This window comes from Labrys methylaminiphilus subsp. lupini (genome assembly GCF_051161885.1).
GTDB lineage: Bacteria > Pseudomonadota > Alphaproteobacteria > Rhizobiales > Labraceae > Labrys.
On record NZ_JBMDIH010000001.1, the window covers coordinates 2,195,572 to 2,217,094 of the forward strand.

19 protein-coding genes are annotated in these 21,523 nt (G+C 62.2%); 6 read left to right on the forward strand and 13 right to left on the reverse strand.

The window, feature by feature from the left end; all coding sequences use genetic code 11:
• Positions 1-131: 131 nt before the first annotated feature.
• From ACN6KF_RS10350 to ACN6KF_RS10375, 6 genes are all read right to left on the reverse strand, one after another.
• Positions 132-902, reverse strand: coding sequence for an amino acid ABC transporter ATP-binding protein (locus ACN6KF_RS10350; protein ID WP_434956764.1), 771 nt, complete (start codon positions 900-902; stop codon positions 132-134).
• Between the two features lie 8 nt (positions 903-910).
• Entirely contained in the window at positions 911-2,068 is a 1,158-nt protein-coding gene (locus ACN6KF_RS10355) for an amino acid ABC transporter permease (protein ID WP_434956765.1), read from the reverse strand.
• Positions 2,069-2,072: 4 nt separating this feature from the next.
• Complete coding sequence (locus ACN6KF_RS10360; RefSeq protein ID WP_434956766.1) at positions 2,073-3,263, reverse strand: amino acid ABC transporter permease; 1,191 nt, start codon at positions 3,261-3,263, stop codon at positions 2,073-2,075.
• Between the two features lie 216 nt (positions 3,264-3,479).
• Positions 3,480-4,493, reverse strand: coding sequence for an amino acid ABC transporter substrate-binding protein (locus ACN6KF_RS10365; RefSeq protein WP_434956767.1), 1,014 nt, complete (start codon positions 4,491-4,493; stop codon positions 3,480-3,482).
• 129 nt (positions 4,494-4,622) lie between these two features.
• Positions 4,623-5,636: an amino acid ABC transporter substrate-binding protein gene (locus ACN6KF_RS10370; protein ID WP_434956768.1), complete on the reverse strand. Its 1,014-nt coding sequence runs from the start codon at positions 5,634-5,636 to the stop codon at positions 4,623-4,625.
• Between the two features lie 116 nt (positions 5,637-5,752).
• Complete coding sequence (locus tag ACN6KF_RS10375; protein ID WP_434956769.1) at positions 5,753-6,766, reverse strand: amino acid ABC transporter substrate-binding protein; 1,014 nt, start codon at positions 6,764-6,766, stop codon at positions 5,753-5,755.
• A 744-nt stretch (positions 6,767-7,510) separates the two neighbouring features.
• On the opposite strand from ACN6KF_RS10375, the gene metC reads away from it, so the two are divergent.
• Positions 7,511-8,701, forward strand: coding sequence for a cystathionine beta-lyase (metC, locus tag ACN6KF_RS10380; protein ID WP_434956770.1), 1,191 nt, complete (start codon positions 7,511-7,513; stop codon positions 8,699-8,701).
• 94 nt (positions 8,702-8,795) lie between these two features.
• Here metC and ACN6KF_RS10385 read toward each other — a convergent pair whose 3' ends face one another.
• The 4 genes from ACN6KF_RS10385 to ACN6KF_RS10400 form a co-directional block, all read right to left on the reverse strand.
• Positions 8,796-9,143 (reverse strand): lipid-A-disaccharide synthase N-terminal domain-containing protein, encoded by a 348-nt coding sequence (locus tag ACN6KF_RS10385; protein WP_434956771.1) that lies wholly within the window; start codon positions 9,141-9,143, stop codon positions 8,796-8,798.
• Positions 9,133-9,882, reverse strand: coding sequence for a glycosyltransferase family 2 protein (locus ACN6KF_RS10390; RefSeq protein WP_434956772.1), 750 nt, complete (start codon positions 9,880-9,882; stop codon positions 9,133-9,135). Before ACN6KF_RS10390 ends, ACN6KF_RS10385 begins: the two co-directional genes overlap by 11 nt.
• Positions 9,883-9,895: 13 nt before the next feature.
• Positions 9,896-10,708 carry a phosphatase PAP2 family protein gene (locus tag ACN6KF_RS10395; protein WP_434956773.1) on the reverse strand — a complete coding sequence of 271 codons (813 nt, stop codon included), beginning with the start codon at positions 10,706-10,708 and terminating at the stop codon, positions 9,896-9,898.
• Between the two features lie 118 nt (positions 10,709-10,826).
• The gene (locus ACN6KF_RS10400) at positions 10,827-11,729 is read right to left on the reverse strand and encodes a cell envelope integrity EipB family protein (RefSeq protein WP_434956774.1); all 903 of its coding nucleotides are present in this window, start codon (positions 11,727-11,729) and stop codon (positions 10,827-10,829) included.
• 228 nt (positions 11,730-11,957) lie between these two features.
• Here ACN6KF_RS10400 and parE point away from each other — a divergent pair, with 228 nt between their 5' ends.
• The gene (gene parE / locus ACN6KF_RS10405; protein ID WP_434956775.1) at positions 11,958-14,057 is read left to right on the forward strand and encodes a DNA topoisomerase IV subunit B; all 2,100 of its coding nucleotides are present in this window, start codon (positions 11,958-11,960) and stop codon (positions 14,055-14,057) included.
• 140 nt (positions 14,058-14,197) lie between these two features.
• Here parE and ACN6KF_RS10410 read toward each other — a convergent pair whose 3' ends face one another.
• Both ACN6KF_RS10410 and ACN6KF_RS10415 read right to left on the reverse strand, forming a co-directional pair.
• A complete protein-coding gene (locus ACN6KF_RS10410) occupies positions 14,198-15,052 on the reverse strand; it encodes a MurR/RpiR family transcriptional regulator (RefSeq protein ID WP_434956776.1) in 855 nt (284 codons plus the stop codon).
• Positions 15,053-15,080: 28 nt separating this feature from the next.
• Complete coding sequence (locus ACN6KF_RS10415; protein WP_434956777.1) at positions 15,081-16,157, reverse strand: polyamine ABC transporter substrate-binding protein; 1,077 nt, start codon at positions 16,155-16,157, stop codon at positions 15,081-15,083.
• Positions 16,158-16,324: 167 nt separating this feature from the next.
• Between ACN6KF_RS10415 and ACN6KF_RS10420 the strand changes: the two genes are divergently transcribed.
• From ACN6KF_RS10420 to ACN6KF_RS10435, 4 genes are read left to right on the forward strand one after another with little or no spacing between them, the layout of a single operon-like run.
• Entirely contained in the window at positions 16,325-17,416 is a 1,092-nt protein-coding gene (locus ACN6KF_RS10420) for an ABC transporter ATP-binding protein (protein ID WP_434956778.1), read from the forward strand.
• 1 nt (position 17,417) lies between these two features.
• A complete protein-coding gene (locus ACN6KF_RS10425) occupies positions 17,418-18,323 on the forward strand; it encodes an ABC transporter permease (RefSeq protein ID WP_434956779.1) in 906 nt (301 codons plus the stop codon).
• Positions 18,320-19,150, forward strand: coding sequence for an ABC transporter permease (locus tag ACN6KF_RS10430; RefSeq protein ID WP_434956780.1), 831 nt, complete (start codon positions 18,320-18,322; stop codon positions 19,148-19,150). Before ACN6KF_RS10425 ends, ACN6KF_RS10430 begins: the two co-directional genes overlap by 4 nt.
• A gap of 5 nt (positions 19,151-19,155) precedes the next feature.
• A complete protein-coding gene (locus tag ACN6KF_RS10435) occupies positions 19,156-20,286 on the forward strand; it encodes a DmpA family aminopeptidase (RefSeq protein WP_434956781.1) in 1,131 nt (376 codons plus the stop codon).
• A gap of 12 nt (positions 20,287-20,298) precedes the next feature.
• Here the strand turns inward: ACN6KF_RS10435 and ACN6KF_RS10440 are convergent, their stop codons facing one another.
• A complete protein-coding gene (locus ACN6KF_RS10440) occupies positions 20,299-21,480 on the reverse strand; it encodes a mandelate racemase/muconate lactonizing enzyme family protein (protein ID WP_434956782.1) in 1,182 nt (393 codons plus the stop codon).
• Positions 21,481-21,523: the final 43 nt, after the last annotated feature.

Consider the following 21,523-nt stretch of genomic DNA (forward strand, 5'->3'; position numbering starts at 1 on the left):
GATGCGAGGCCACTCTCTAAGGCGGCATCTTCGCCGATTACCCAGGACAAGCCCGGGCATGAGAAATGGCGACTGCCCCTGAAAAGACAGCCAAAGCGGCCGGCGACCTGCGCCGGCCGCGCTGTCCTGCCTCAGTGCAGGATCTGACTGAGGAAGAGCTTGGTGCGCTCGTGCTGGGGATTGGAGAAGAAGGCGTTGGGCTCGTTGCTCTCGACGATCTGGCCGGCATCCATGAAGATCACCCGATCGGCGACCTGGCGGGCAAAGCCCATTTCATGGGTGACGCACAGCATGGTCATGCCATCATTGGCAAGGCCGACCATGGTATCGAGCACTTCCTTCACCATTTCCGGATCGAGAGCGGAGGTCGGCTCGTCGAACAGCATGATCTTCGGATTCATGCACAGGGCCCGGGCAATCGCCACGCGCTGCTGCTGGCCGCCCGAGAGCTGGCCCGGATATTTGTTGGCCTGCTCGGGGATCTTGACGCGCTTGAGGAAGTGCATCGCCTTCTCGGTGGCATCGGCCTTCGACATCTTGCGTACCCAGATCGGGGCGAGCGTGCAGTTCTCCAGCACGGTCAGATGCGGGAACAGGTTGAAGTGCTGGAACACCATGCCGACCTCACGTCGCACCTCGTCGATGCGCTTGAGATCATTGGTGAGCTCGATACCGTCAACCACGATCGTGCCCTTCTGGTGCTCCTCGAGGCGGTTGATGCAGCGGATCATCGTCGATTTGCCCGAGCCCGACGGCCCGCAGATCACGATGCGCTCGCCCCGCTTCACGGTGAGGTTGATGTTCTTGAGAACATTGAACTCGCCATACCACTTGTTCATCTCCGTGATCTGCACGGCGATCGGGCTCAGTTCTCCAGCAGTGTTTTGAACGGCGTTAGCCATTTTTCCCCTCAACGTTTGTAACCGGTATCGAGACGACGCTCCAAGGCCTGCGAGTAGCGCGACATCGAAAAACAGCAGATCCAGAAGAAGATAGCGGCGAATGCATAGCCCGTATAGTAGGTCACGGGCGTTGCCCAGTTCGGATCGGGAATGGACGCCTCGATCGTCTTCAGGAAGTCGAAGATACCCACGATGGCCACCAGAGTGGTGTCCTTGAACAGGGCGATGAAGGTGTTGACGATGCTCGGGATCACCAGCCGCAGCGCCTGCGGCAGGATGATGAAGATCAGCATCTTTGGAAAGCTGAGCCCCAGCGCCTGGGCGCCTTCATATTGGCCCTTGGGAATGGCCTGCAAGCCGCCGCGCACAACCTCGGCCATATAGGCCGACCAGAACAGCGCTACGCCGACGAGCACGCGCAGCAGCGAGTCGGGCCGCCAGCCTTCCGGCAGGAATAGCGGCAGCATGATATTGGCCATGAACAGCACGGTGATCAGCGGCACGCCGCGCCAGAACTCGATATACATGATCGAGATGGTCCGTGCGATCGGCATGCGCGAGCGACGTCCGAGCGCCAGGAACACGCCGAGCGGCAGGGAGGCCACGATGCCGACCACGGCGATCACCAGGGTTACGAGGATGCCGCCCCACAGATTGGTGGGGACATGTACCAGCCCGAAAAAGCCCCCGACCAGCAGCCAGAAGGCCAGCAGCGGGAAGACCACGAAGAAGTAGAGGACACCCCAGCCCTTGGCGCCGATCTTCGGCCAGAGCAACCAGAGGATGCCGATGGCCGCCAGGATGCCGGTGAGGTTGACGCGCCAGCGCTCATCCACCGGATATTGGCCGTAGATGAAATATTGCAGGCGCGTTTCGATGAAGGGCCAGCAGGCACCAACATGCCGCCCCACATTGGCCTCGAGGCAGGCATTACGATCGGTGCCCGTCCAGACGGCGTCGAAGATCATGAAGCGCAGGATGCCCGGAAGCACCCAGATCACCAGCAGGATCGCCAGAACGGTGAGGATGGAGTTGGAGATGGAGGAAAACAGGTTCTTTTTCAGCCAGCCGAGCACACCGGTGGTCGCAGCCGGGGGCGGTTGCGGCTCGAAGGTCGTGGTCGAGACGAAGGCCGGGCTGCCGGCGGCGGAAGTTGCGTCGCTCATGGCCTTACCTCTCCACAAGCGCGACGCGCTGGTTGAACCAGTTCATGAAACCGGCGATCGACAGGCTGATGATCAGATAGACAGCCATGGTGATGCCGATGCATTCGATCGCCTGATTGGTGTTGTTGAGTACGGTGCCCGAGAACACCTGCACCAGATCGGGATAGCCGATGGCCACCGCCAGCGAAGAGTTCTTGGTCAGGTTGAGATATTGGCTGGCCAGCGGCGGCACGATGATGCGCATTGCCTGCGGGATCACCACCAGGCGCAGATTGTGCCCCTGCCTCAGGCCGAGAGCGCCGGAAGCCTCGGTCTGGCCATGCGACACGCCGCGGATGCCCGAACGCACGGTCTCGGCGATGAAGGCTGCGGTATAGATGGTCAGGCCGAGCAGCAGGGCCACGAATTCGGGCTGCAGGCGGAAGCCACCGGTGACGTTGAAGCCGCCGACCTTGGGATAATCCATGGTGAAGGGCATGCCGGTGGCGAGGAAGGCCAGCAGCGGCAGGCCGACGATCAGCGCCAGGTTGATGAGCCCCACCGGCGGGCGTTTGCCGGTTTCCATTTGCTTGCGCTTGCCCCAGAGGGCAACGCCGATGGCGCCGAGAATGCCGACCAGCAAAGCCCCGCCGACCAGGCCTGCGCCAGCCTGAGGCATGGCAGCCGGAAAGAAGATGCCGCGATTGTTGAGAAAGATGCTCTCGCCGAAGGTGATCGACTGGCGCACGCCCGGGAGGGGCTTGAGCACGGCGCCGTACCAGAACAGCAACTGCAGCAACAGCGGGATGTTACGGACGACTTCGATATAAACCATCGCGAGCTTGGCGATGATCCAGTTGTTGGACAGCCGGGCCACGCCGATGATGAAACCCAGAATGGTCGCCAACACGATGCCAAGGGCGGCCACGATCAGCGTGTTTGCGATACCAACCAGCAAAGCGCGGCCATTGGTGGACAGCGAAGTATATTCGATCGGCGTCTGGCCGATATCGAAGCTCGCCGTTCGCCCCAGAAAATCAAGGCCGAGAGAGCGGCCCTGCCTGGCCAGGTTTTCGACGGCGTTCCAAGCGCCCGTCAAGATGATGAGCAAGACGATTGCCAACAGCACGACCTGGAAGACAACAGCCCGTAATTTCGGATTGTTGAACCAGTAGGTACGCCCGCCGCCGTCTCCCCGGTCGACTGCCAACGTCATTGTCTCATTCTCCCCAACACGCAGATAGCCCTCACCCTTTTTCTACGGAATCCGCTGTAGCAAGGCGCGCTCATGGCTGAACGCATTTTGCTCCAACTCCTTGTTTCCAAGCCAATCCGACGGAGTGGCCAGAGTGTCCTTGCGATTCCCGGCATCCCCGCCGAATCGCAAAACGCCTTGAAAAAACACCCAGCAAATCGCCGGGGCCGTTCATTCTCAACGTATCGGCGGCGCGTATTGCAGGCCCTTGTTCGTCCACAGGGCATTGAGCCCGCGCTCGATCTTGAGCGGGGACTTCGAGCCGAGATTGCGGTCGAAGATCTCGCCGTAATTGCCGACCTGCTTCACGATGCGATAGGCCCATTGATTGTCGAGGCCGAGCTGCTTGCCGAAATCGCCCTCGCCGCCGAGCAGGCGCTTGATATCCGGCTTGTCCGACTTGAGCATCTCATCGGCATTGGCCTGGGTCACACCGGATTCCTCGGCCTGAACCAAAGCGAAATAGGTCCATTTGACCACGTTGAACCATTGATCGTCGCCCTGGCGCACGGCGATCCCCAATGGCTCCTTGGAGATGATCTCAGGCAGCACGACATGCTCGTCGGGGTTTTTCAGGGCCAGACGCACACCATAGAGCCCGGAGGCATCGGTCGTGAAGGTGTCGCAACGGCCCGACTCATAGGCGTTCTGCGCCTCGCCGATCGTGGCCAGCGTCAGGATCTGATAAGGCTTGCCGATGCTGCGAAAATAATCGGAAAGATTGAGTTCGTGCGAGGTGCCCTGCTGGACGCAAACGGTCGCGCCATCGAGTTCCCTCGTCGATTTCACGCCCAGCGACTTCTTCACCATGAAGCCCTGGCCGTCGTAGTAATTGGTGGCGGCAAACAGGAAGCCACCGGTCTCGCGCGTCAAGGTCCAGGTGGTGTTGCGCGGCAGAACATCGATTTCGGAAGATTGCAGGGCGGTGAAGCGGTCCTTGGCGGACAAGGGCACAAACTTGGTCTTGTCGGCATCGCCCAGCACGGCCGCCGCAAGCGCACGGCAATAGTCGACATCGAAGCCGGCCCATTTGCCCTGTTCATTCGGGATGCTGAAACCTGCCAGGCCCTGATGGGCTCCACAGATCAGCTGACCGCGCTGCTTGACGGTGTCGAGCGTTCCAGCGCCCGCCATGGAAACACTCAAAGCGGCGAAGACACCAACGGCCATCGCGCAGAGTTGTTGCCTCATCAACTCCCCCTTCTCGATATCGGTTCGGCTCGATCGTCTTGGCTCTCTTGCGCCTCGCCAAAGAGCCGTGGTGCCAATCCTGCGTACCTGCCCCGGAAGTCGTCCTTCCAGGGCAGGCACTCGCCAGCCTCAGCGAATGGGAGGCGCGTATTGCAGGCCCTTGTTGGTCCACAGGGCGTTGAGCCCGCGCTCGATCTTGAGCGGCGACTTCGAGCCGAGATTGCGGTCGAAGATCTCGCCGTAATTGCCGACCTGCTTGATCGCGCGATAGGCCCACTGATTGTCGAGGCCAAGTTGCTTACCGAAATCACCCTCGCCGCCGAGCAGGCGCTTGATATCGGGCTTGTCCGACTTGAGCATCTCGTCGACATTGGCCTGGGTCACGCCGGATTCCTCGGCCTGGACGAGGGCATAATAGACCCATTTGGTGATGTTGAACCATTGGTCGTCGCCCTGGCGGACCGCGATCGCCAGCGGCTCCTTCGAAATGATTTCAGGCAGAACCACGTGTTCGTCGGGGTTCTTCAGCCCAAGGCGCACGCCGTACAGCTGAGAAGCGTCCGAGGTGAACGTATCGCAGCGGCCGCCATCATAGGCGTTCTTGGCTTCGTCGATCGTCGCCAGGGTCAGAATTTGATACTTCTTTCCAATGCCGCGGAAGAAGTCGGACAGGTTGAGTTCGTGAGACGTTCCCTGCTGCACGCAGACGGTGGCGCCATCGAGGTCCTTGGCCGAGTTCACGCCCAGAGACTTCTTCACCATGAAGGCCTGGCCGTCATAATAATTGGTGGCGGCAAACAGGAAACCACCGGTCTCGCGCGTCAGCGTCCAGGTGGTGTTGCGCGGCAGCACGTCGATTTCGGACGACTGCAGCGCGGTGAAGCGGTCCTTGGCCGACAACGGCACATATTTGGTCTTGTCGGCCTCGCCCAGCACCGCCGCTGCGAGGGCGCGGCAGTAGTCGACGTCGAAGCCGGACCACTTGCCCTGCTCGTTCGGGATGCCGAAACCGGCAAGGCCGGCATTCGAGCCACAGATCAACTGTCCGCGCTGCTTGATGGTGTCGAGCGTCCCAGCGCTCGCCACCGAAACACCCAGGGCGACAAAAGCCCCGGCAATCGCCATGGAAAGTTGCTTTTTCATGGATAAAACCTTTTCATAAATGGCCGGTTTGAGGCGGGACGAACAAAGCCGCGACAAGCACAGGCTCTATCGGGCCCCGCCCCGGAACAGTCCTTCCAGGACAGGTCTTGCGATCGTCAGCGGATCGGCGGGGCGTATTGCAGGCCGCCCTTGGTCCACAGATTGTTCAGGCCGCGATCGATCTTCAGCACGGTCTTGGGGCCGAGATTGCGGTCGAAGCTCTCGCCGTAGTTGCCCACCTGCTTGACGATACGATAGGCCCACTGATTGTCGAGACCGAGCTGCTTGCCGAAGTCACCCTCGGCGCCGAGCAGGCGCTTGATATCAGGCTTGTCCGACTTGACCATCTCGTCGACATTGGCCTGGGTCACGCCGGTCTCTTCTGCCGTCAGCATGGCATAGTGCACCCATTTGACCACGTTGAACCATTTGTCGTCGCCCTGGCGCACGCCTGCAGCCAACGGCTCCTTCGAGATGATCTCGGGGAGTACGACATGGTCGTCAGGATTGGCCATCTTGACGCGGATCGAATAGAGGCCGGAAGCATCGTCCGTATCGACGTCGCAACGCCCGCCTTCATAAGCCTTGGCGGCTTCATCCGCGGTATCGAAGCTGACGATGTTGTAGGGCAGATTGTGAGACCGCATGAAATCCGAGATGGTGAGCTGGCCGGTCGACCCCTGCTGGGCGCAGATCGAGGCCCCCGAGAGTTCGGTCGCCGATTTAACGCCGAGCGACTTCTTCACCAGGAAGCCCTGGCCGTCATAGTAGTTCACGCCAGCGAACAGCATGCCGGCGGTGTCGCGGCCGAGCGTCCAGGTCGAGTTGCGGTTGAGTACGTCGATTTCGCCGGATTGCAAGGCCGTGAAGCGATCTTTGGTGGAAACCGGCACGAATTTGGTCTTGGTGGCGTCGCCCAGCACCGCTGCGGCGATCGCGCGGCAATAATCGACATCGAGGCCGGCCCACTCACCCTTCTCATTGGGGGCGCTGAATCCCGGCAGGCCAGTATTGACGCCGCAGATCACCTGGCCGCGCTGCTTGATGGTGTCGAGCGTATCGGCATGCGCGCCGACCCCGCTCAACGCCAGCGCCGCGCCGGCTACAGCGGTAAGGAGTGTCTTTCTCATGGATGGAGGCCCCTGTTCACTTCATTGTCAGTGTAACGAGAATACCCTTTCACGGAGGGCCGCGGAGAGAACCGGGCCGCCCCGTCGGGCAGGTTCGACGTCCCCAGAGCAAAGTGCGTTCAAACGGGAGCGCTCTCTGGCTCTAGTTCTTGTTTCGACGCGCCAGTTCTTGTTTCGACGCATCTGGGCGATTTTTGGCGTATCCCGCCAATCCCTCAACGGTTTAGGGCAAAACACGTTTCTACGGAACGCATTTTGAACCAAATCTTTGTTATCGGCGCCAGTGCGAGGTCTGAAACCATCGCCAGACTGCTAAACGCCGTGTTTTTTATGAATTGCCGCCACCTCTTCCTACGTTCGCGAATGGATGTTTCGAGCGTCCCCGGTTCGATGGCCGGGAGGAACGGGCTGTTTTGTGGAGGAAGTATGATGACGAGCTCAACGATCCGGATAGGCCCCGCCGGAGATGAAGGGCGACCTGCCGGCCATGCGTGCTGAAGTGGTCATTGCAAGGTCCCCCGTATCGATCTGTCCCGCAGCAAAAGCGCCCAGCTTGTTTTCGCCAGTTGCGACCCGTGCCTTATCACCGATTGCAAGCGCTTTGGCCGCTCACGTCAAGCGGAATTCGTGAAATGCGGCGGAATATTCACAAAACCTGTCTGTGGAAGATGTCGCAGGGCCCGAGATTGACGCAGGGGCGCCCGCGGTCGAATGTAAGCGTTTCAGGACTCAATCGAATCTATCATGAAGAAGATCAGCAAAGACGAGATGGCCACCTTCGGCGAAAATACGCGCCTGGTCATCGGCGGCCGCGAGCCATCGGAATATCACGGCTTCGTCAATCCGCCCGTCTATCACGGCTCCACGGTCCTGGCACCGACGACCAAGGATCTCCTCAACCACACGCCGCGCTACAGTTATGGCCGTCGCGGCAACCCGACCAATGACGCTCTGGAGGAGGCGCTGAAGACGCTCGACGGCAGTGCCGGCGTGGTGCTCTGCCCTTCGGGTCTGGCTGCCGTCTCGACCGCCCTACTCTCCTGCGTTTCGGCCGGTGATCATCTCTTGATGGTCGACACCACCTATCAGCCCACCCGCCAGCTCTGCGACAAGGTCCTCAGCCGCTTCGGCATCGAGACGACCTATTACGATCCGCTGATCGGCGCCGGCATCGAAGCGCTCCTGCGCCCGAATACGAAAGCGGTCTATCTGGAAGCACCAGGCTCGCAGACCTTCGAGATGCAGGACGTGCCAGGGATCGCCGACATCGCACACCGGCACGGCGCCACCGTGCTGCTCGACAACACTTGGGCCACCCCGTTGTTCTTCGACGCCTTCGGGCACGGCGTCGACCTTTCGATCCAGGCCGGCACCAAATATATCGTCGGTCATTCCGATGCGATGTTCGGTGTGGTCTCGGCCTCGCGCAAGGCCTGGCCGGCCCTGAAGAGCTTCCATGGCGATGCCGGCCAATGCGTCGCACCAGACGACGTCTATCTGGCGATGCGCGGGCTCCGCACCATGGGCGTGCGCCTGCGCCAGCATCAGGAAAGCGCGCTGCGGGTGGCCAAATGGCTGGCCAAGCGGCCCGAGGTACAACGCGTCCTGCATCCCGCGCTGGAGGGCGATCCGGGACACACCATCTGGAAGCGCGATTTCAAGGGCTCTTCCGGCCTGTTCTCCATCGTGCTCCAGCCAGCGCCGATGGAAGCCGTCGCCGCTTTCCTGGACGATCTGAAATTCTTCGGGCTCGGCTATTCCTGGGGCGGCTATGAGAGCCTCGCCCTCCCCTTCGACTGCAAGACCTATCGCAGCGCCACGAGCTGGGACCCCGGCGGCCCCTGCGTGCGCATCCATGTCGGCCTGGAGGACGTCGCCGACCTGATCGGCGATCTCGACGCCGGCCTGGCACGGTTCAGGGCGGCGCGGGGGTGATGTTTCCTGGGATCGCAGGCATCCTTGCCTGCTCCTGGAATCGGCTCATTCCATGAATGGGAAAAGCAGGCAAGGATGCCTGCAATCCCAGAGCCTATTGTATTCCGCCTTCGGCCTTGGCCTTCTCCGCTCTTTTCTCCTTAAGCACGAAAGAGATATTACGGAAATAGATCAGCAAGCCCGCCCCCTGCCCCACAATGTAGACAGGGTCGGCCCGCACGATGGCGTAGATGAGCAGCATAAAGCCGGCGCCGATGGACAAAATCCAAAAACTAAAGGGTATGACGCTCTTGCCAGCACGCTCACTCGCGTACCACTGCACACCAAAACGCATGGTGAACAAGAACTGTCCTAGGAAGCCGAACGCAATCCACGGATCAAACTTCACATAGAAAATATTGAACAGATATCCGCCGACGGCATGTGACAGATCAGCCAGCATCCTGTCCCCCTCCGCTGACATCAGGCACGCGCTTGCGCCGCCGGATCAGCCACCACACGCCTACGAGATCGAGAATACCGACCCACAGCCTGTCGAAGAAACCATAATTGGAAACGCCCGTCAGTCGGGGCCGATCGACCACGTCGACATGGCCGACATCGAAACCCTCGCGCTTGACCAGGGCTGGCATGAAGCGATGCAGCGCATCGAAATAGGGCAAGGCGAGATAGATCTCCCGGCGGACGGCCTTGAGGCCGCAGCCGGTGTCGCGCGTGCCGTCCTTGAGGACATAGGCCCGCACCTTGTTGGCGGTGCGCGACTGCCAGCGCTTGAAGCCGGTATCCTTGCGGCCGAGCCGCTGCCCGGCAATCATGCCGGTGGCAGGACCCGCCGCAATCAGAGCGTCGACGAGCGCGGGAATATAGGCCGGGTCATTCTGGCCGTCGCCATCGATGGTGACCATCAGGCGGCCGCGGGCATGGCGTATGCCCGTACGCACGGCGCAGGACTGCCCGCAGGAGGCCTCATGGCGCAGGCTGCGCAGGAAAGGCAGTTCACCCTTGAGCCTGACAAGCTCGGCCGGTGTCGCATCGCTCGAGCCATCGTCGACATAGACGATCTCGAAGCTTCGGCCTGACAGGGCCGCCGCGATCTCCCGGATCAGCGGCTCGACATTGCCGGCCTCGTTGCGGACGGGAACGATGACGCTGATCTCGGGCGCATTGTCTTGTGATGGCATGTAAGCTCTGACCTCAGCGGCGCGCTCGCCACGCCTCGATCAGCGTCTTTGCCGCGTCTTGCCCCCGCAACGCAAGAGCACCGTCGTGGTTTTGCCGGAAAACAAGACCGCGGCGCCCCAGAAAGCCGGCGAACCAGAAGGTGGCGAACCAGCCGAACAGGGCACCGGCCACCACATCGGCGGGATAATGAGCGCCGAGGATCACGCGGCTGAGACAGACCAGCGCGCCCAAGGCGAACAGCCAGGGGCGCCAGCGCGGCCCGCACAGCAGGATGATCACCGCAACCACCGTCCAGGCCGTGGTGGCATGGCCGGAAGGGAAGCTGGCATTGGCGGCGCGCCAGGAAAACGGCTCGAAACTCCAGCTCGCACCCGCCTCGACATGAAGGGGCCTGACACGGCCGATGGCACGCTTGATGACGTTCACGGCAAGCCCGGTTCCAGCAATGGCGGCAAAGGCGAAGGCAAGCTGCAGCCAAAGCTGGCGCAAGGCGGCATCGAGCCGCGGCGGCAACTCCAGATCGACCACGGCGAGCAGGATGAGCGCCACGCCGAGCGGAATGAGATAAAGGCCGGAATCGCCAAGATAGGTGATGATACGGGCTACCCGAACCGCCAGATGCGGCCATTCAGGCAGGATGTGCAGGGACGCCGGGTCGGCAAGCACCATCAAGGCAATGATCAGCACCCCGCCGAAGGCGATCGCAGCCGGTGTCGCCACCTGCCCGAACAGCGGTCGTGCCGGCAGGCGCGCCGGCGCCCGCAGGCGCTGGCCAAGCGCACGCCAGTTCTGGGTATGGGACCACCGACGGATCGCATTCCTCATGACGTGGTACACCCGCCAGACGTAGCGGTCTTCTCAGCTCCATCAAGGAATGGAGCGAGATCGGCGTCCTTGGTATCATCCATGCCGATCCAGAGATCGGCATACTGAATCTTGCCGCTCACTTGCATTCGGTCTGGGGCAGGAAATCGAGCGAGACCATCGTTCCCTTCAGGCGGAAATCGCCATAGTCGAGGGTCAGATTGCCCGAAATGCCATCGGCATAGAGCTCGAAGGACATGGTGTAGACCGGGGTCTCCTCGCCGACGGCCTTCTTGCTCGGGTCGAAATAGGAGATCGTCACCGGCCAGCGGTCGACGCCGTCGAGCTGTTTGGCCTTGGCCTCGACGCCTTCGCGCGGCTTGTCGGGGCCGATCTTGGCGCCGATCACCGCGAGCGTATTGTAGATCTTCTGGCCGCCATCGGATCCATCGTAGACTTGGCTCTCGAACACGCGCTCACCGGCCCGGGCAGCCGTGACGATCGCTTTCATCTGCCCGGTGGGGAAGAGAACCCGATCGGACAGATCGAATTTTGTGGATTTGGGTTTCTTCAGTGCAACACCGACCGTTCCGCTGTCCGCCCGGTTGGCCTGACCATCGACGCTGCCGTCCAGCTTCTGATTGGTGAAGTTCTGCGAATTGAAGCGAAAATTGCGCCCCTTCTCGTCCTCGAACGTGGTCGAGCGCAGATCCGAGGTATTGACGCCGCCGCCGCTCAGGCCAATTTCTGTGACCTGCCGGAAATTGAGCGCATAGCCGCTGCAGGCATTGCCCGAAAAATCATACACGATACGGCCGCGCATGCTGTCGACGCTCGACTGGTCCTTGCGGCGGTCGAGATTGAGGTCGTAGATGGCCCGATGCGCAACGAAAGGGACGGGCGCCACCGCGGGAATCGCAGCCGTCGCCGCCGCCTTCTGGGGGGCAACGCTGTCCTGGGCCAGGGCCATGCCCGGCACCATCAGGAAGAACACGGCCGGAAGAAGCACGACCCTCGGACGGGCCGGAAGTGTCATCCGCATGAAGCAAAATTCCGTTTCAGAAATCGGCATTACCATAAATAGCGAGGCACGTGCCACAATGCTCAAAGAGCCTGTCAATCGTGACGGAATTAGGCCCGACGGCCGTGCCATTCCACATTCATCAACAAAGCCGTTTACGATCCGTTCGCGGCCGCGATACGAACATGCCATAATGATCCGAAACGCGAATCGCGCTGGCGAGACGCATTCTCGCGAGATACCGACTGCATGAATGATACCTCCGATCTGTTCGGGAGTGACAAGCCCGCCCTCTCCAAATCCCGCTCCGACAAGGCCGGCGATGCAAAGCGACCGTCGACCCAGTCGATCGCGGCAGCCTTGAAGGCAGGCCTGACCTCCAAGCCCGCCGCGGCGAAGAGCGGCGAAGATGCCTATGGCGCCTCCTCCATCCGCGTGCTGGAAGGCATCGAAGCCATTCGCATGCGCCCTGGCATGTATATCGGCTCGACCGGGCCGGAAGGCGACGGCCTGCACCACCTGTTCGCCGAGGTGATCGACAATTCCATGGACGAGGCGGTGGCTGGCCACGCCAGCTTCATCGATGTCGAGCTGAGCGCCGACGGCTTCGTTTCGATCACCGACAATGGGCGCGGCATCCCAGTCGAGCCGCATCCGCAATTTCCGGACGAGTCGACCCTGCAGGTCGTGATGACCAGGCCGCATTCGGGCGGCAAGTTCAACTCGGACGCCTATCAGACCTCCGGCGGTCTCCACGGTATCGGCGTCACCGCAGTCACCGCCCTGTCGGAACTCATGGAGGTGGAAGTGGCGCGTGGGCGCGAACTTCACCGCCAGCGTTTTGCCCGCGGCGTGCCGCTCGGCCCCGTCGAGCATATCGGTGCCGCCCCCAACCGCCGCGGCACCAAGGTGCGCTTCAAGCCTGATGCCGAGATCTTCAAGCACGGCATCGTCTTCGACCCCAAGCGCCTGTTCAAAATGGCGCGCTCGAAGGCCTATCTCTACCGTGGTGTCGAAATCCGCTGGAAATGCGCACCGGAACTACTGGTTGGCCACAGCGACGTGCCGGCGGAGGAGAACTTCAAATTCCCGCGCGGCCTGGAGGATTATCTGCGCTCGGCCAGCGAGGGCCTGGAACTCGTCACCGAGCAGATGTTCTCCGGTCGTGTGCCCAAGCCTGAGGGACATGGCTCGGTGGAATGGGCCATCGGCTGGTTCGCCGAGGACGAAGGCTATGTCTCCTCCTATTGCAACACGGTACCGACCCGCGAAGGTGGCGCCCATGAGGCGGGCCTGCGCATCGCCCTGCTGCGCGGCCTGAAGGATCACGCCGAGCGGATCGGCAACAAGCGCGCCAACCAACTCACCACCGAAGACGTGATGGCCTGCACGGCCGCCATGCTCTCGGTGTTCATCCGCGAGCCGGAGTTCTCGTCCCAGACCAAGGCCAAGCTGGTGACCACGGAGGCGAGCCGCATCGTCGAGCAGGCCCTGAAGGATGCCTTCGACCATTGGCTGGCCTCCATGCCCTCGCAGGCGGTCAAGCTGCTCGACTTCGTGGTTGAAAGGGCCGAGGAGCGCCTTCGCCGCCGCGCCGAGAAGGACGTGGCGCGCAAAACCGCCACGCGCAAGCTGCGCCTGCCCGGAAAGCTCGCAGATTGCTCGAACAATGCCGCGCAAGGCTCTGAATTGTTTATCGTCGAAGGCGATTCCGCCGGCGGCTCGGCCAAGCAGGCACGCAACCGCACCAACCAGGCGGTGCTGCCTTTGCGCGGCAAGATCCTCAATGTCGCGGCCGCGGCCAAGGAAAAGCTCGCCCAGAACCAGCAATTGCAGGATCTCGGCCAGGCGCTCGGCTGCGGCATGGGTTCGAACTATCGCGACGATGATCTGCGCTACGAGAAGGTCATCATCATGACGGACGCCGACGTCGACGGCGCCCATATCGCTTCGCTGCTGATCACCTTCTTCTGGCGCCAGATGCCGCGCCTGATCGAGCGCGGCCATCTCTATCTTGCCGCGCCGCCCCTCTACCGCCTGACCCAGGGTTCGAAATCGCTCTATGCCCGTGACGATGCCCATAAGGACGAGCTGGTAAAATCGGCCTTCAAAGCCAATCAGAAGATCGAGATCGGCCGCTTCAAGGGCCTGGGCGAGATGATGCCGGCGCAATTGAAGGAAACCACCATGGATCCCAAGAAGCGCACGCTTCTCAAGGTGATGGTGGTGGATGAGGAGCGCGCGGAAACTTCCAGCTCCGTGGAACGCCTGATGGGCAACAAGCCCGAAGCCCGTTTCGCCTTCATCCAGGAACAGGCCGCCTTCGCCAGCGAACTCGTCGATATCTGAAACCGAGCAACATTATCTGTGCTCTCGACAAGGGAGCACTTCTCCGGTGCGCGAACGTCTCGTCCGCTCTTGGAAACGCTTCGTTTGCAGAAAAAAGGCGGACGAGACGTCCGCGCACCCGGACATTCGCCCGTCAAGTTTCAGGTCTCGAAATCGCCAAAGATGTCCTGAAGCCGCGTCAGCTGTTCGACGCGCTCGCTGACCTCGTCGCCCAGCACGACGATGACATTGCTCAGCATCAGGTCGAGCACGGCCGTGATCGTCGCGGCTCCGTCCCAGAGCGGGCCGTGGGATCCCGGCACTACCAAACAGATATCCGAAACCTCGGCGCCCCAAGGGCAGAACTCGTCGGTGATCAGGACCACCTTTACGCCGGCACGGCGTGCCTCGATCGCCAAAGGCCGTGCCTTAGAGGCGAAGCGGCGGACATCATGCAGGAAGAGCAGCCTGCCGCTCACCGAGCCGTCGAGCAATTCGGCATAGGTTCCGTTCAGCCCGTCCACGAATTGCACGCGCGGCCGCGTATAGGAGAGCTGACTGGCGAAATATTGGGCGATGCCCCGTACATTCTGATAGGCGGCGACATAGACCTCGCTCGCGCCGACCAGGGCCTCGATGGTCTGCCGCCATTCAAGTGAGGTCGTCAGTCCGTAGATCTGGCCGAGATTGTCGATCTGCTGCTGGATCAGCCCCGCGAGAAGCTTGCCGCCACGAATGTCCTCGCGCAGGCGGTCGACCGGCCCCTTCACCTGCCAGGCCGGATTGGAGCTGCCGCGCCGCAATTCACGCTTGAGCTGGTCGAGACCGTCGAACCCCATGCGCCTGAGAAAGCGCCCCACCGTCATCGGCGAGAGCTCGAGCCGGGCGGCAATCGACTTGGCGGTCTCGAACGGAAGGTCGGCGATGTTCCGTTCGAGATAATTGGCGATCAGCTTGTCGGACTTCGACCGCCGCAATGCCTCGTCTTGCAGGAGCTTGAGGATACGCTGCGCCACATCACCTCCCCAGGGCGTGTCGTCGGCCTCACTGGGCCGTCTTGACCTTGGTCCAGACGCGGTCCAACTGGCGGATGCCCGGGCCGAGATCCTGGAAGATCTGCAGCCTCTGCATGGTTTCCTGCGGCGGATTGATCTCCTTGCTATTCTTGATGTTGTCGGGGGTCAATTGCCGGGCCGGCAGATTGGGCGTGCCGTTGGTCTGCTGCGAGACATTCAGCGCCGCGATCTCGGGCCGAGTGTAGAACTGCAGGAACTTGATGGCGTTCTGCTTGTTCGGGGCCGATTTGAGGACGCAGATATCCTCCTGATACATGGTGGCCCCCTCTTCCGGGATCACGAAGCCAAGATCCTTGGGGTTGCCGAAGACGTCGATCATGGCGCCGATGAAGAAATGCGCTGCCGCGACGTCGCCCGCCCCCACCATCGGGCGGGCGTCATAGGTGAAGGCGGCAACCTCAGGCTTCATGGCGATCACGGTCTCGGCCGCCTGCTGCAATTCGGCCGGATCGGTCGAATTGACCTTGTGACCGTTGAGGATCAATCCGACCGCGAGCACCTCGCGCATGTCGTCGAGCAAGGTGAATTTCAGCCCCTTCGCCTTCACCGTGGCGAGTAGATCCTTCCAGCCGGTGATATCCTTGCCCAGCACCTTGCGGTTATAGAGGATGCCGACCGAACCGAAGGCATAAGGCAGGCAATATTCGCCCTTCGGATCGCTCTTGGCCCTGAGGAAGCTGGGTTCGATGTTCTTGAAGCCCTCATAGGAACCGATATCGGTCTTCTCCAAAAGGCCCAGCTTGTCCATGATGTCCTGCATGTGCACCGACGGGAACACGATGTCGTAGCCGGTTGCGCCGCCCTGGATCTTGGCGAGCATTTCCTCATTGGAGGAATAGGTTGAGAGATTGACCTTGATCTTGGTCTCCTCCTCGAACTTCTTCAGAACTGCCGGATTGATATATTCGCCCCAATTATAGACGTTGAGTTCCTCCGCCCAAGCGCTGCCCGCTGCCAGCAGCGCCGCGAGTGACAAGGCCAGGCCCGCGCACCAGGCACGCCGCTTCGTCCGGCCTCGACCGGCCGTATCAATGGTCTTGGTCATCCAAATTCTCCTCTGATGGCAGCGCCAGGCACGGACCTCCCGGGCCCGGTTTCCCATCGCGCTTTGCTGGTCACGGCTTCTGCCGGCCGTTGACTTCACTCAATAAATGGTATCCAAATATCTTAACATAACAAGAGTTATTTTAATAACATTTCGAGGGAAGACAGATGCAGGATTCGATCGTCCGGCTAGAGGGAGCGGCCAAGGCCTTCCCCACGCCGGAGGGACGCAGCGTGACCGCATTGGACGCGATCGATCTCGATGTGCGCCGCAATGAGTTCCTTACGCTTCTCGGCCCCTCCGGCTGCGGCAAGACCACTTTGCTCCACGCCATCAGCGGTTTCGTCGAGCTCGACGCAGGGCGTATCCTCATCGACGGGGAGGACATCACCGATCGCCCACCCTATCGGCGCCCCGTCAACACAGTGTTCCAGAACTATGCTCTCTTCCCGCATATGACGGTGGGCGAGAACACCGGCTATGCCCTCGAAATCGCCGGCATCGGCAAGGCCGAGCGCCTGCAGCGCGTCACCGCCGCGCTGCGCATGGTCGGCCTGGAAGGCACCGAAAGCCGGCGGCCGCGCCAGCTATCCGGCGGGCAGCAGCAGCGGGTTGCCCTCGCCCGCGCCATCATCGCCCGGCCCAAGCTCGTCCTCCTGGACGAACCCTTGTCGGCGCTCGACAAGAACCTGCGCCAGGCCATGCAGATCGAGCTCAAGACGCTGCAGCACGAGCTCGGCATCTCCTTCATCTTCGTGACCCACGACCAGCAGGAAGCCCTGACCATGTCCGATCGCGTGGCCGTACTTTCGGGCGGCCGCATCCAGCAGCTCGACACGCCGCGCAACGTCTACGACCACCCCGCCAATATTTTCGTCGCCACCTTCGTGGGCGCCAGCAACCTGTTCGAGGGCAAGGTCCGAGGTGATGAACTGGTGACGGAGGACGGCACGACGATCCGCCATCGCACGGCACGGACGTCGGCATCCGGCAGCGCCACCGCCCTGATCCGGCCCGAGCAGTTCCTCCTGGCAGACAATGACGCCAACCTGCCCGGCCTCGATATCGAACTCAGGCAAATCGTCTTCGTGGGCTCGTCCTTCGAATTGTTCGGGCACACGGGCCAGGGCCGGCCGATCGTGGTCGAAGTGCCCGCCACGCGCCGCGAGGCCGTCGGCGCCATCGAGCAAAGCCGCCGGGCGCGGATCTCCTACGATCCTGGCGCCGTCCACCTCATCGAGCCGGGAGCGAGCATCTGACATGTCCATTGCCAGCCGCCGCCGTGTCGAACTTTCCCTGCTTCTCGGACCTGTCAGCGCCTTCCTCGCCCTCTTCTTCCTGGTGCCGCTTGCCATCATGATGGTCACCAGCTTCCTCACCCCGGGCCTCTATGGCGGGGTGGAATGGAGCTTCTATCCCGATAATTTCGGGCGCATCCTCGGCTTTGCCAACCCGGCCTTCGAGGAATTCGATCCGATCTACATCGCGATCTTCCTGCGTTCCCTGAAGATCGCTGCTTTCACAGTGCTGACCGCCTTGATCGTGTGCTATCCGGCCGCCTTCTGCATCGCCAGCCTGCCAGCACGCTGGAAGAATTTCTGTCTCTTCCTGATCACCCTGCCCTTCTTCACCAGCCTGATCGTGCGCCTGTTCGTCTGGGTGCTGATCCTGCGCCAGACGGGCCTGGTCAACGAGGCGCTGCTGTCGACCGGGCTGATCGCCCGTCCGCTCGATCTCATCTACACCGACGGCGCCATTATCCTGGGCATGGTCTATGTCTACATCCCCTTCATGTTCATGCCCGTCTATGCCAGCGTGGAGAAGCTCGACTGGACGCTGGTGCGCGCCTCGCTCGATCTCGGCGCCGGACCGATCCGCACCTTCCTGCGCATCATCCTGCCGCTGACCGCCCCCGGCATCGCCGGCGGCGCCATCATCGTCTTCATCCCAGCGCTCGGCAATTTCGTGGTGCCGGCCATTCTCGGCGGCGCCAAGGTGATGATGCTCGGCAATCTGATCGAGCAGCAATTCCTGTCCGCCCGCAACTGGCCCTTCGGCTCGGCGCTGGCCATGATGGTGATGAGCGTGATGCTCGTGCTGTTGATGGTCTATGTCTTCACCTCCAGCCGCCGCCCGGCGGCGGCAGGCCAGGGAGGCGGCGCATGAAAGCCGTTCGCTTCCTCGCCCGCGGTGGCCTCGTCGCCTATACGGCCCTGTTCTTCGCCTTCATCTATGTGCCGCTCGCGGTGATTGCGGTCTATTCGTTCAACGCCAATCCAGTGAACATGATGACCTGGAGCGGCTTCACCACCGAGTGGTACGCCCAGGTCCTCGGTTTCAAGACCGCGATCTCGGAGAGCGCCCTTTATATCGAATCGACCGACCAGCTCCTGCGCGCCGTCAGGAACAGCCTCGTCATCGCCGGGGCGACCACGGCGATCGCCACAATCTTCGGCACGGCGCTTGCCATCGCCCTGCACCGCTATGCCTTCTTCGGCGCCCGCTTCTATCGAGCCTCGCTCTTCATGCCCATGCTGATGCCGGACATCGTGCTCGGCATCGCGCTGCTGATCTTCTTCGTCAATGCCGGCATCGAGCTCGGGCTGAAGACGATCATCATCGGCCAGTGCACCTTCCTGATCTCCTACGTCTTCATCGTCGTCTCCGCCCGCCTTGCCGGCATGGACCGGACGCTGGAGCATGCTTCGGCCGATCTCGGCGCCAATGAATGGACGACATTCCGCAAGGTGGTGTTCCCGCAGCTTCTGCCCGGTATCGTCGGGGGTGCGCTGCTCGCCTTCATCATCTCGATGGACGATCTGGTGATCACCTATTTCATCGCCGGCGTCGACGTCACCACCCTGCCGATGTTCATCTTCTCCATGCTTCGCCGTGGCATCAAACCGGAGATCAACGCGATCGCCGTGATGATGCTTGCCTTCTCCTTCGTGGTCGCCTCGCTCGGCCTCTACCTCCGCTCTCGCCAGAATTGACCAGCATGACACAAGCCAATCCTCCCGGGCGCAAGCCCCGCGCCCGCGACCTCGGCCTGCCCTTTTCGGGCAAGACGGGTCTGCATAATGCCATTACCGATGTGGAAGGGGTCGGCGTCGGCTTCACCACCCTTCTCGAGAACGAACCTCGCCCCGGCCGCAAGAGGCCATTGCGCACCGGCGTCACCGCCATCCTGCCGCATTGGGCCTCGCCGACGCCGGTTCCTGTTTATGCCGGCGTCCACCGCTTCAACGGCAATGGCGAGATGACCGGCACCCATTGGATCGAGGATGGCGGCAGCTTCATCGGGCCGGTGGTGATCACCAACACCCACGCCATCGGCATGGCGCATCACGCCACGGTGAAATGGATGCTCGAGCGCTACGCCTCGACCTATGACAGCGACGATTTCCTCTGGATCATGCCCGTCATCGCCGAGACCTATGATGGGGTGCTGAACGACATCAACGCCCTTGCCGTGTCCGAGGCCGATGTTCGCGCCGCCCTCGACGCCGCCGCCCCCGGTCCCGTGCGCGAAGGCAACTGCGGTGGCGGCACCGGCATGATCACCTATGGCTTCAAGGGCGGTACCGGCACGGCGTCACGCATCGTCGAGCTCGACGGCATCTCCTACACCATCGGCACGCTGGTGCAGGCCAATCATGGCCAGCGCGACTGGCTGACCATCCGCGGCGTACCGGTCGGCGAGCACCTTCGCGACGGCACGCCGCAGAGCCAGTTGCAGGAGCGCGGCTCGATCATCGTCGTCATCGCCACCGACCTGCCGCTCGCCCCGCACCAGCTCCAGCGCCTGGCGCGCCGGGCCGCCATCGGCATCGGCCGCAACGGCACACCAGGCGGCAACAATTCCGGCGACATCTTCCTGGCCTTCTCCACCGCCAATGCAAGGCCGATGCTGCACCGTGCCCCGCCGCGTTTCGGCATCGAGATCCTCAACGACGAACGGCTCGATCCAGCCTATCTCGCCGTGGTCGACAGCGTCGAGGAGGCCGTGGTCAACGCCATGCTCGCCGCCGAGGATGCCGGCGGCACGCCGCATGATCGTTTCCTGATCAAGGCCCTGCCGCACGCGCCCTTGATGGAGCTGATGCGGCGCTATGGCCGGCTGGCCTGAGGGCTTGCGCTCTCAGCGCAAGGGCAATCTCTTGTAGCGGCCCGGCTCCTCCGGGTCATGATGCTGGCTGTAGGGGCCCTCCTCCAGGAACAGCTTGTGGCAGAAGGCGAGCTTGTCTTTCGACAGGGTGACGCCCAGTCCAGGCCCCTCCGGCACGGCGACGAGATTGTCGATCGGTGCGAAGACGCCCTCTTCCACCACGTCGTAGGGCTGCATGCGGAACAGCGACTGGCTGGGCTCGCGCAGATGGGAGAAGGCAGCGCTGAGATGCAGATAGACGGCGCTGCCGATGCCGGTATTGGCGCTGTAGCACCAGAAATCGATGCCCATTGCTTCGCAGGCACCGATGAAACGCACCGTGCGACCGATGCCGCCATGCACATTGACGTCGGTAACGATGGCATCCGGCACGCCGAGCGCCACCGCCTTCTGGATATCGACATTGTGTCCGGAGAACGGAATGGCGGTGTGCCGGCGCAAGCTCGCCATCTCCTCGAAGGTGGCGCAGGGCTCTTCCCAGTTGCGGATGTCGAGATCCTCGATACGGCTGGCAATGCGTTTGGCCTCGGTCACCGAATAGGCCATGTTGGAATCGATGCGGATGATCGCATCGGGTCCGAGCTGCCGGCGCATCAGCCGGAGCGCCTCGATGCTGGGCTCCGGATCGCGGGTGCAGAGCTTGCCCTCGAAGATGGTGGTGCCGAACCGCTCCTTCAGAGAAACGCAATATTCCGCCACGGCTTCCGGCGTGAGCTCGCCACCCCTGCCGTTCCTGGCCTGGCGGAAGCCGAAATAATCGGCGAAGGCGATCTTCTTGCGCACGGCTCCGCCGAGCAGGTCGTAGAGCGGGCGCCCAGCCGCCTTGCCCTTGATATCCCACAGCGCCGTCTCGATGGCGGCGAAAGCCCTGACCGAGGCGAAGTCGATAGTGGAGGTCACGCCGCGCCAGCTCGGCAGGCAGATGAGTTCGGCGCCGGCGATGTCGTGGGCGTCGCGCCCGATCAGGGCAGGCGCCATCCGCTCGACGATGGCGCAGGCGAGCCAGGAGGCCGCTTCGCCGAGCCCGGTGAGGCCCTCGTCCGTCTCCACCTCGACCACGCAGCGCGAGGACCCCGGCAGCCAGCCGAAAGACCACCAATAGGGTGCCTCGATCGGCAGGTTGATCGGCGTGGCACGGATGGCGGTGATCTTCATGGGATGGGGGCCCTGGCGGTGGCGGGGAAGAAGCTGTGGCTCG

Excerpts from the sequence above, each read along its gene's own strand:
- ACN6KF_RS10420 (WP_434956778.1), top strand. The coding sequence starts at position 16,325 with ATGCAGGATTCGATCGTCCGGCTAGAGGGAGCGGCCAAGGCCTTCCCC.
- ACN6KF_RS10415 (WP_434956777.1), bottom strand. The coding sequence starts at position 16,157 with ATGACCAAGACCATTGATACGGCCGGTCGAGGCCGGACGAAGCGGCGT.
- ACN6KF_RS10440 (WP_434956782.1), bottom strand. The coding sequence starts at position 21,480 with ATGAAGATCACCGCCATCCGTGCCACGCCGATCAACCTGCCGATCGAG.
- ACN6KF_RS10375 (WP_434956769.1), bottom strand. The coding sequence starts at position 6,766 with ATGAGAAAGACACTCCTTACCGCTGTAGCCGGCGCGGCGCTGGCGTTG.
- ACN6KF_RS10425 (WP_434956779.1), top strand. The coding sequence starts at position 17,418 with ATGTCCATTGCCAGCCGCCGCCGTGTCGAACTTTCCCTGCTTCTCGGA.
- ACN6KF_RS10395 (WP_434956773.1), bottom strand. The coding sequence starts at position 10,708 with ATGAGGAATGCGATCCGTCGGTGGTCCCATACCCAGAACTGGCGTGCG.
- ACN6KF_RS10435 (WP_434956781.1), top strand. The coding sequence starts at position 19,156 with ATGACACAAGCCAATCCTCCCGGGCGCAAGCCCCGCGCCCGCGACCTC.
- ACN6KF_RS10355 (WP_434956765.1), bottom strand. The coding sequence starts at position 2,068 with ATGAGCGACGCAACTTCCGCCGCCGGCAGCCCGGCCTTCGTCTCGACC.
- ACN6KF_RS10350 (WP_434956764.1), bottom strand. The coding sequence starts at position 902 with ATGGCTAACGCCGTTCAAAACACTGCTGGAGAACTGAGCCCGATCGCC.
- ACN6KF_RS10430 (WP_434956780.1), top strand. The coding sequence starts at position 18,320 with ATGAAAGCCGTTCGCTTCCTCGCCCGCGGTGGCCTCGTCGCCTATACG.
- metC (WP_434956770.1), top strand. The coding sequence starts at position 7,511 with ATGAAGAAGATCAGCAAAGACGAGATGGCCACCTTCGGCGAAAATACG.
- ACN6KF_RS10400 (WP_434956774.1), bottom strand. The coding sequence starts at position 11,729 with ATGCGGATGACACTTCCGGCCCGTCCGAGGGTCGTGCTTCTTCCGGCC.
- ACN6KF_RS10365 (WP_434956767.1), bottom strand. The coding sequence starts at position 4,493 with ATGAGGCAACAACTCTGCGCGATGGCCGTTGGTGTCTTCGCCGCTTTG.
- ACN6KF_RS10390 (WP_434956772.1), bottom strand. The coding sequence starts at position 9,882 with ATGCCATCACAAGACAATGCGCCCGAGATCAGCGTCATCGTTCCCGTC.
- ACN6KF_RS10370 (WP_434956768.1), bottom strand. The coding sequence starts at position 5,636 with ATGAAAAAGCAACTTTCCATGGCGATTGCCGGGGCTTTTGTCGCCCTG.
- ACN6KF_RS10385 (WP_434956771.1), bottom strand. The coding sequence starts at position 9,143 with ATGCTGGCTGATCTGTCACATGCCGTCGGCGGATATCTGTTCAATATT.
- parE (WP_434956775.1), top strand. The coding sequence starts at position 11,958 with ATGAATGATACCTCCGATCTGTTCGGGAGTGACAAGCCCGCCCTCTCC.
- ACN6KF_RS10360 (WP_434956766.1), bottom strand. The coding sequence starts at position 3,263 with ATGACGTTGGCAGTCGACCGGGGAGACGGCGGCGGGCGTACCTACTGG.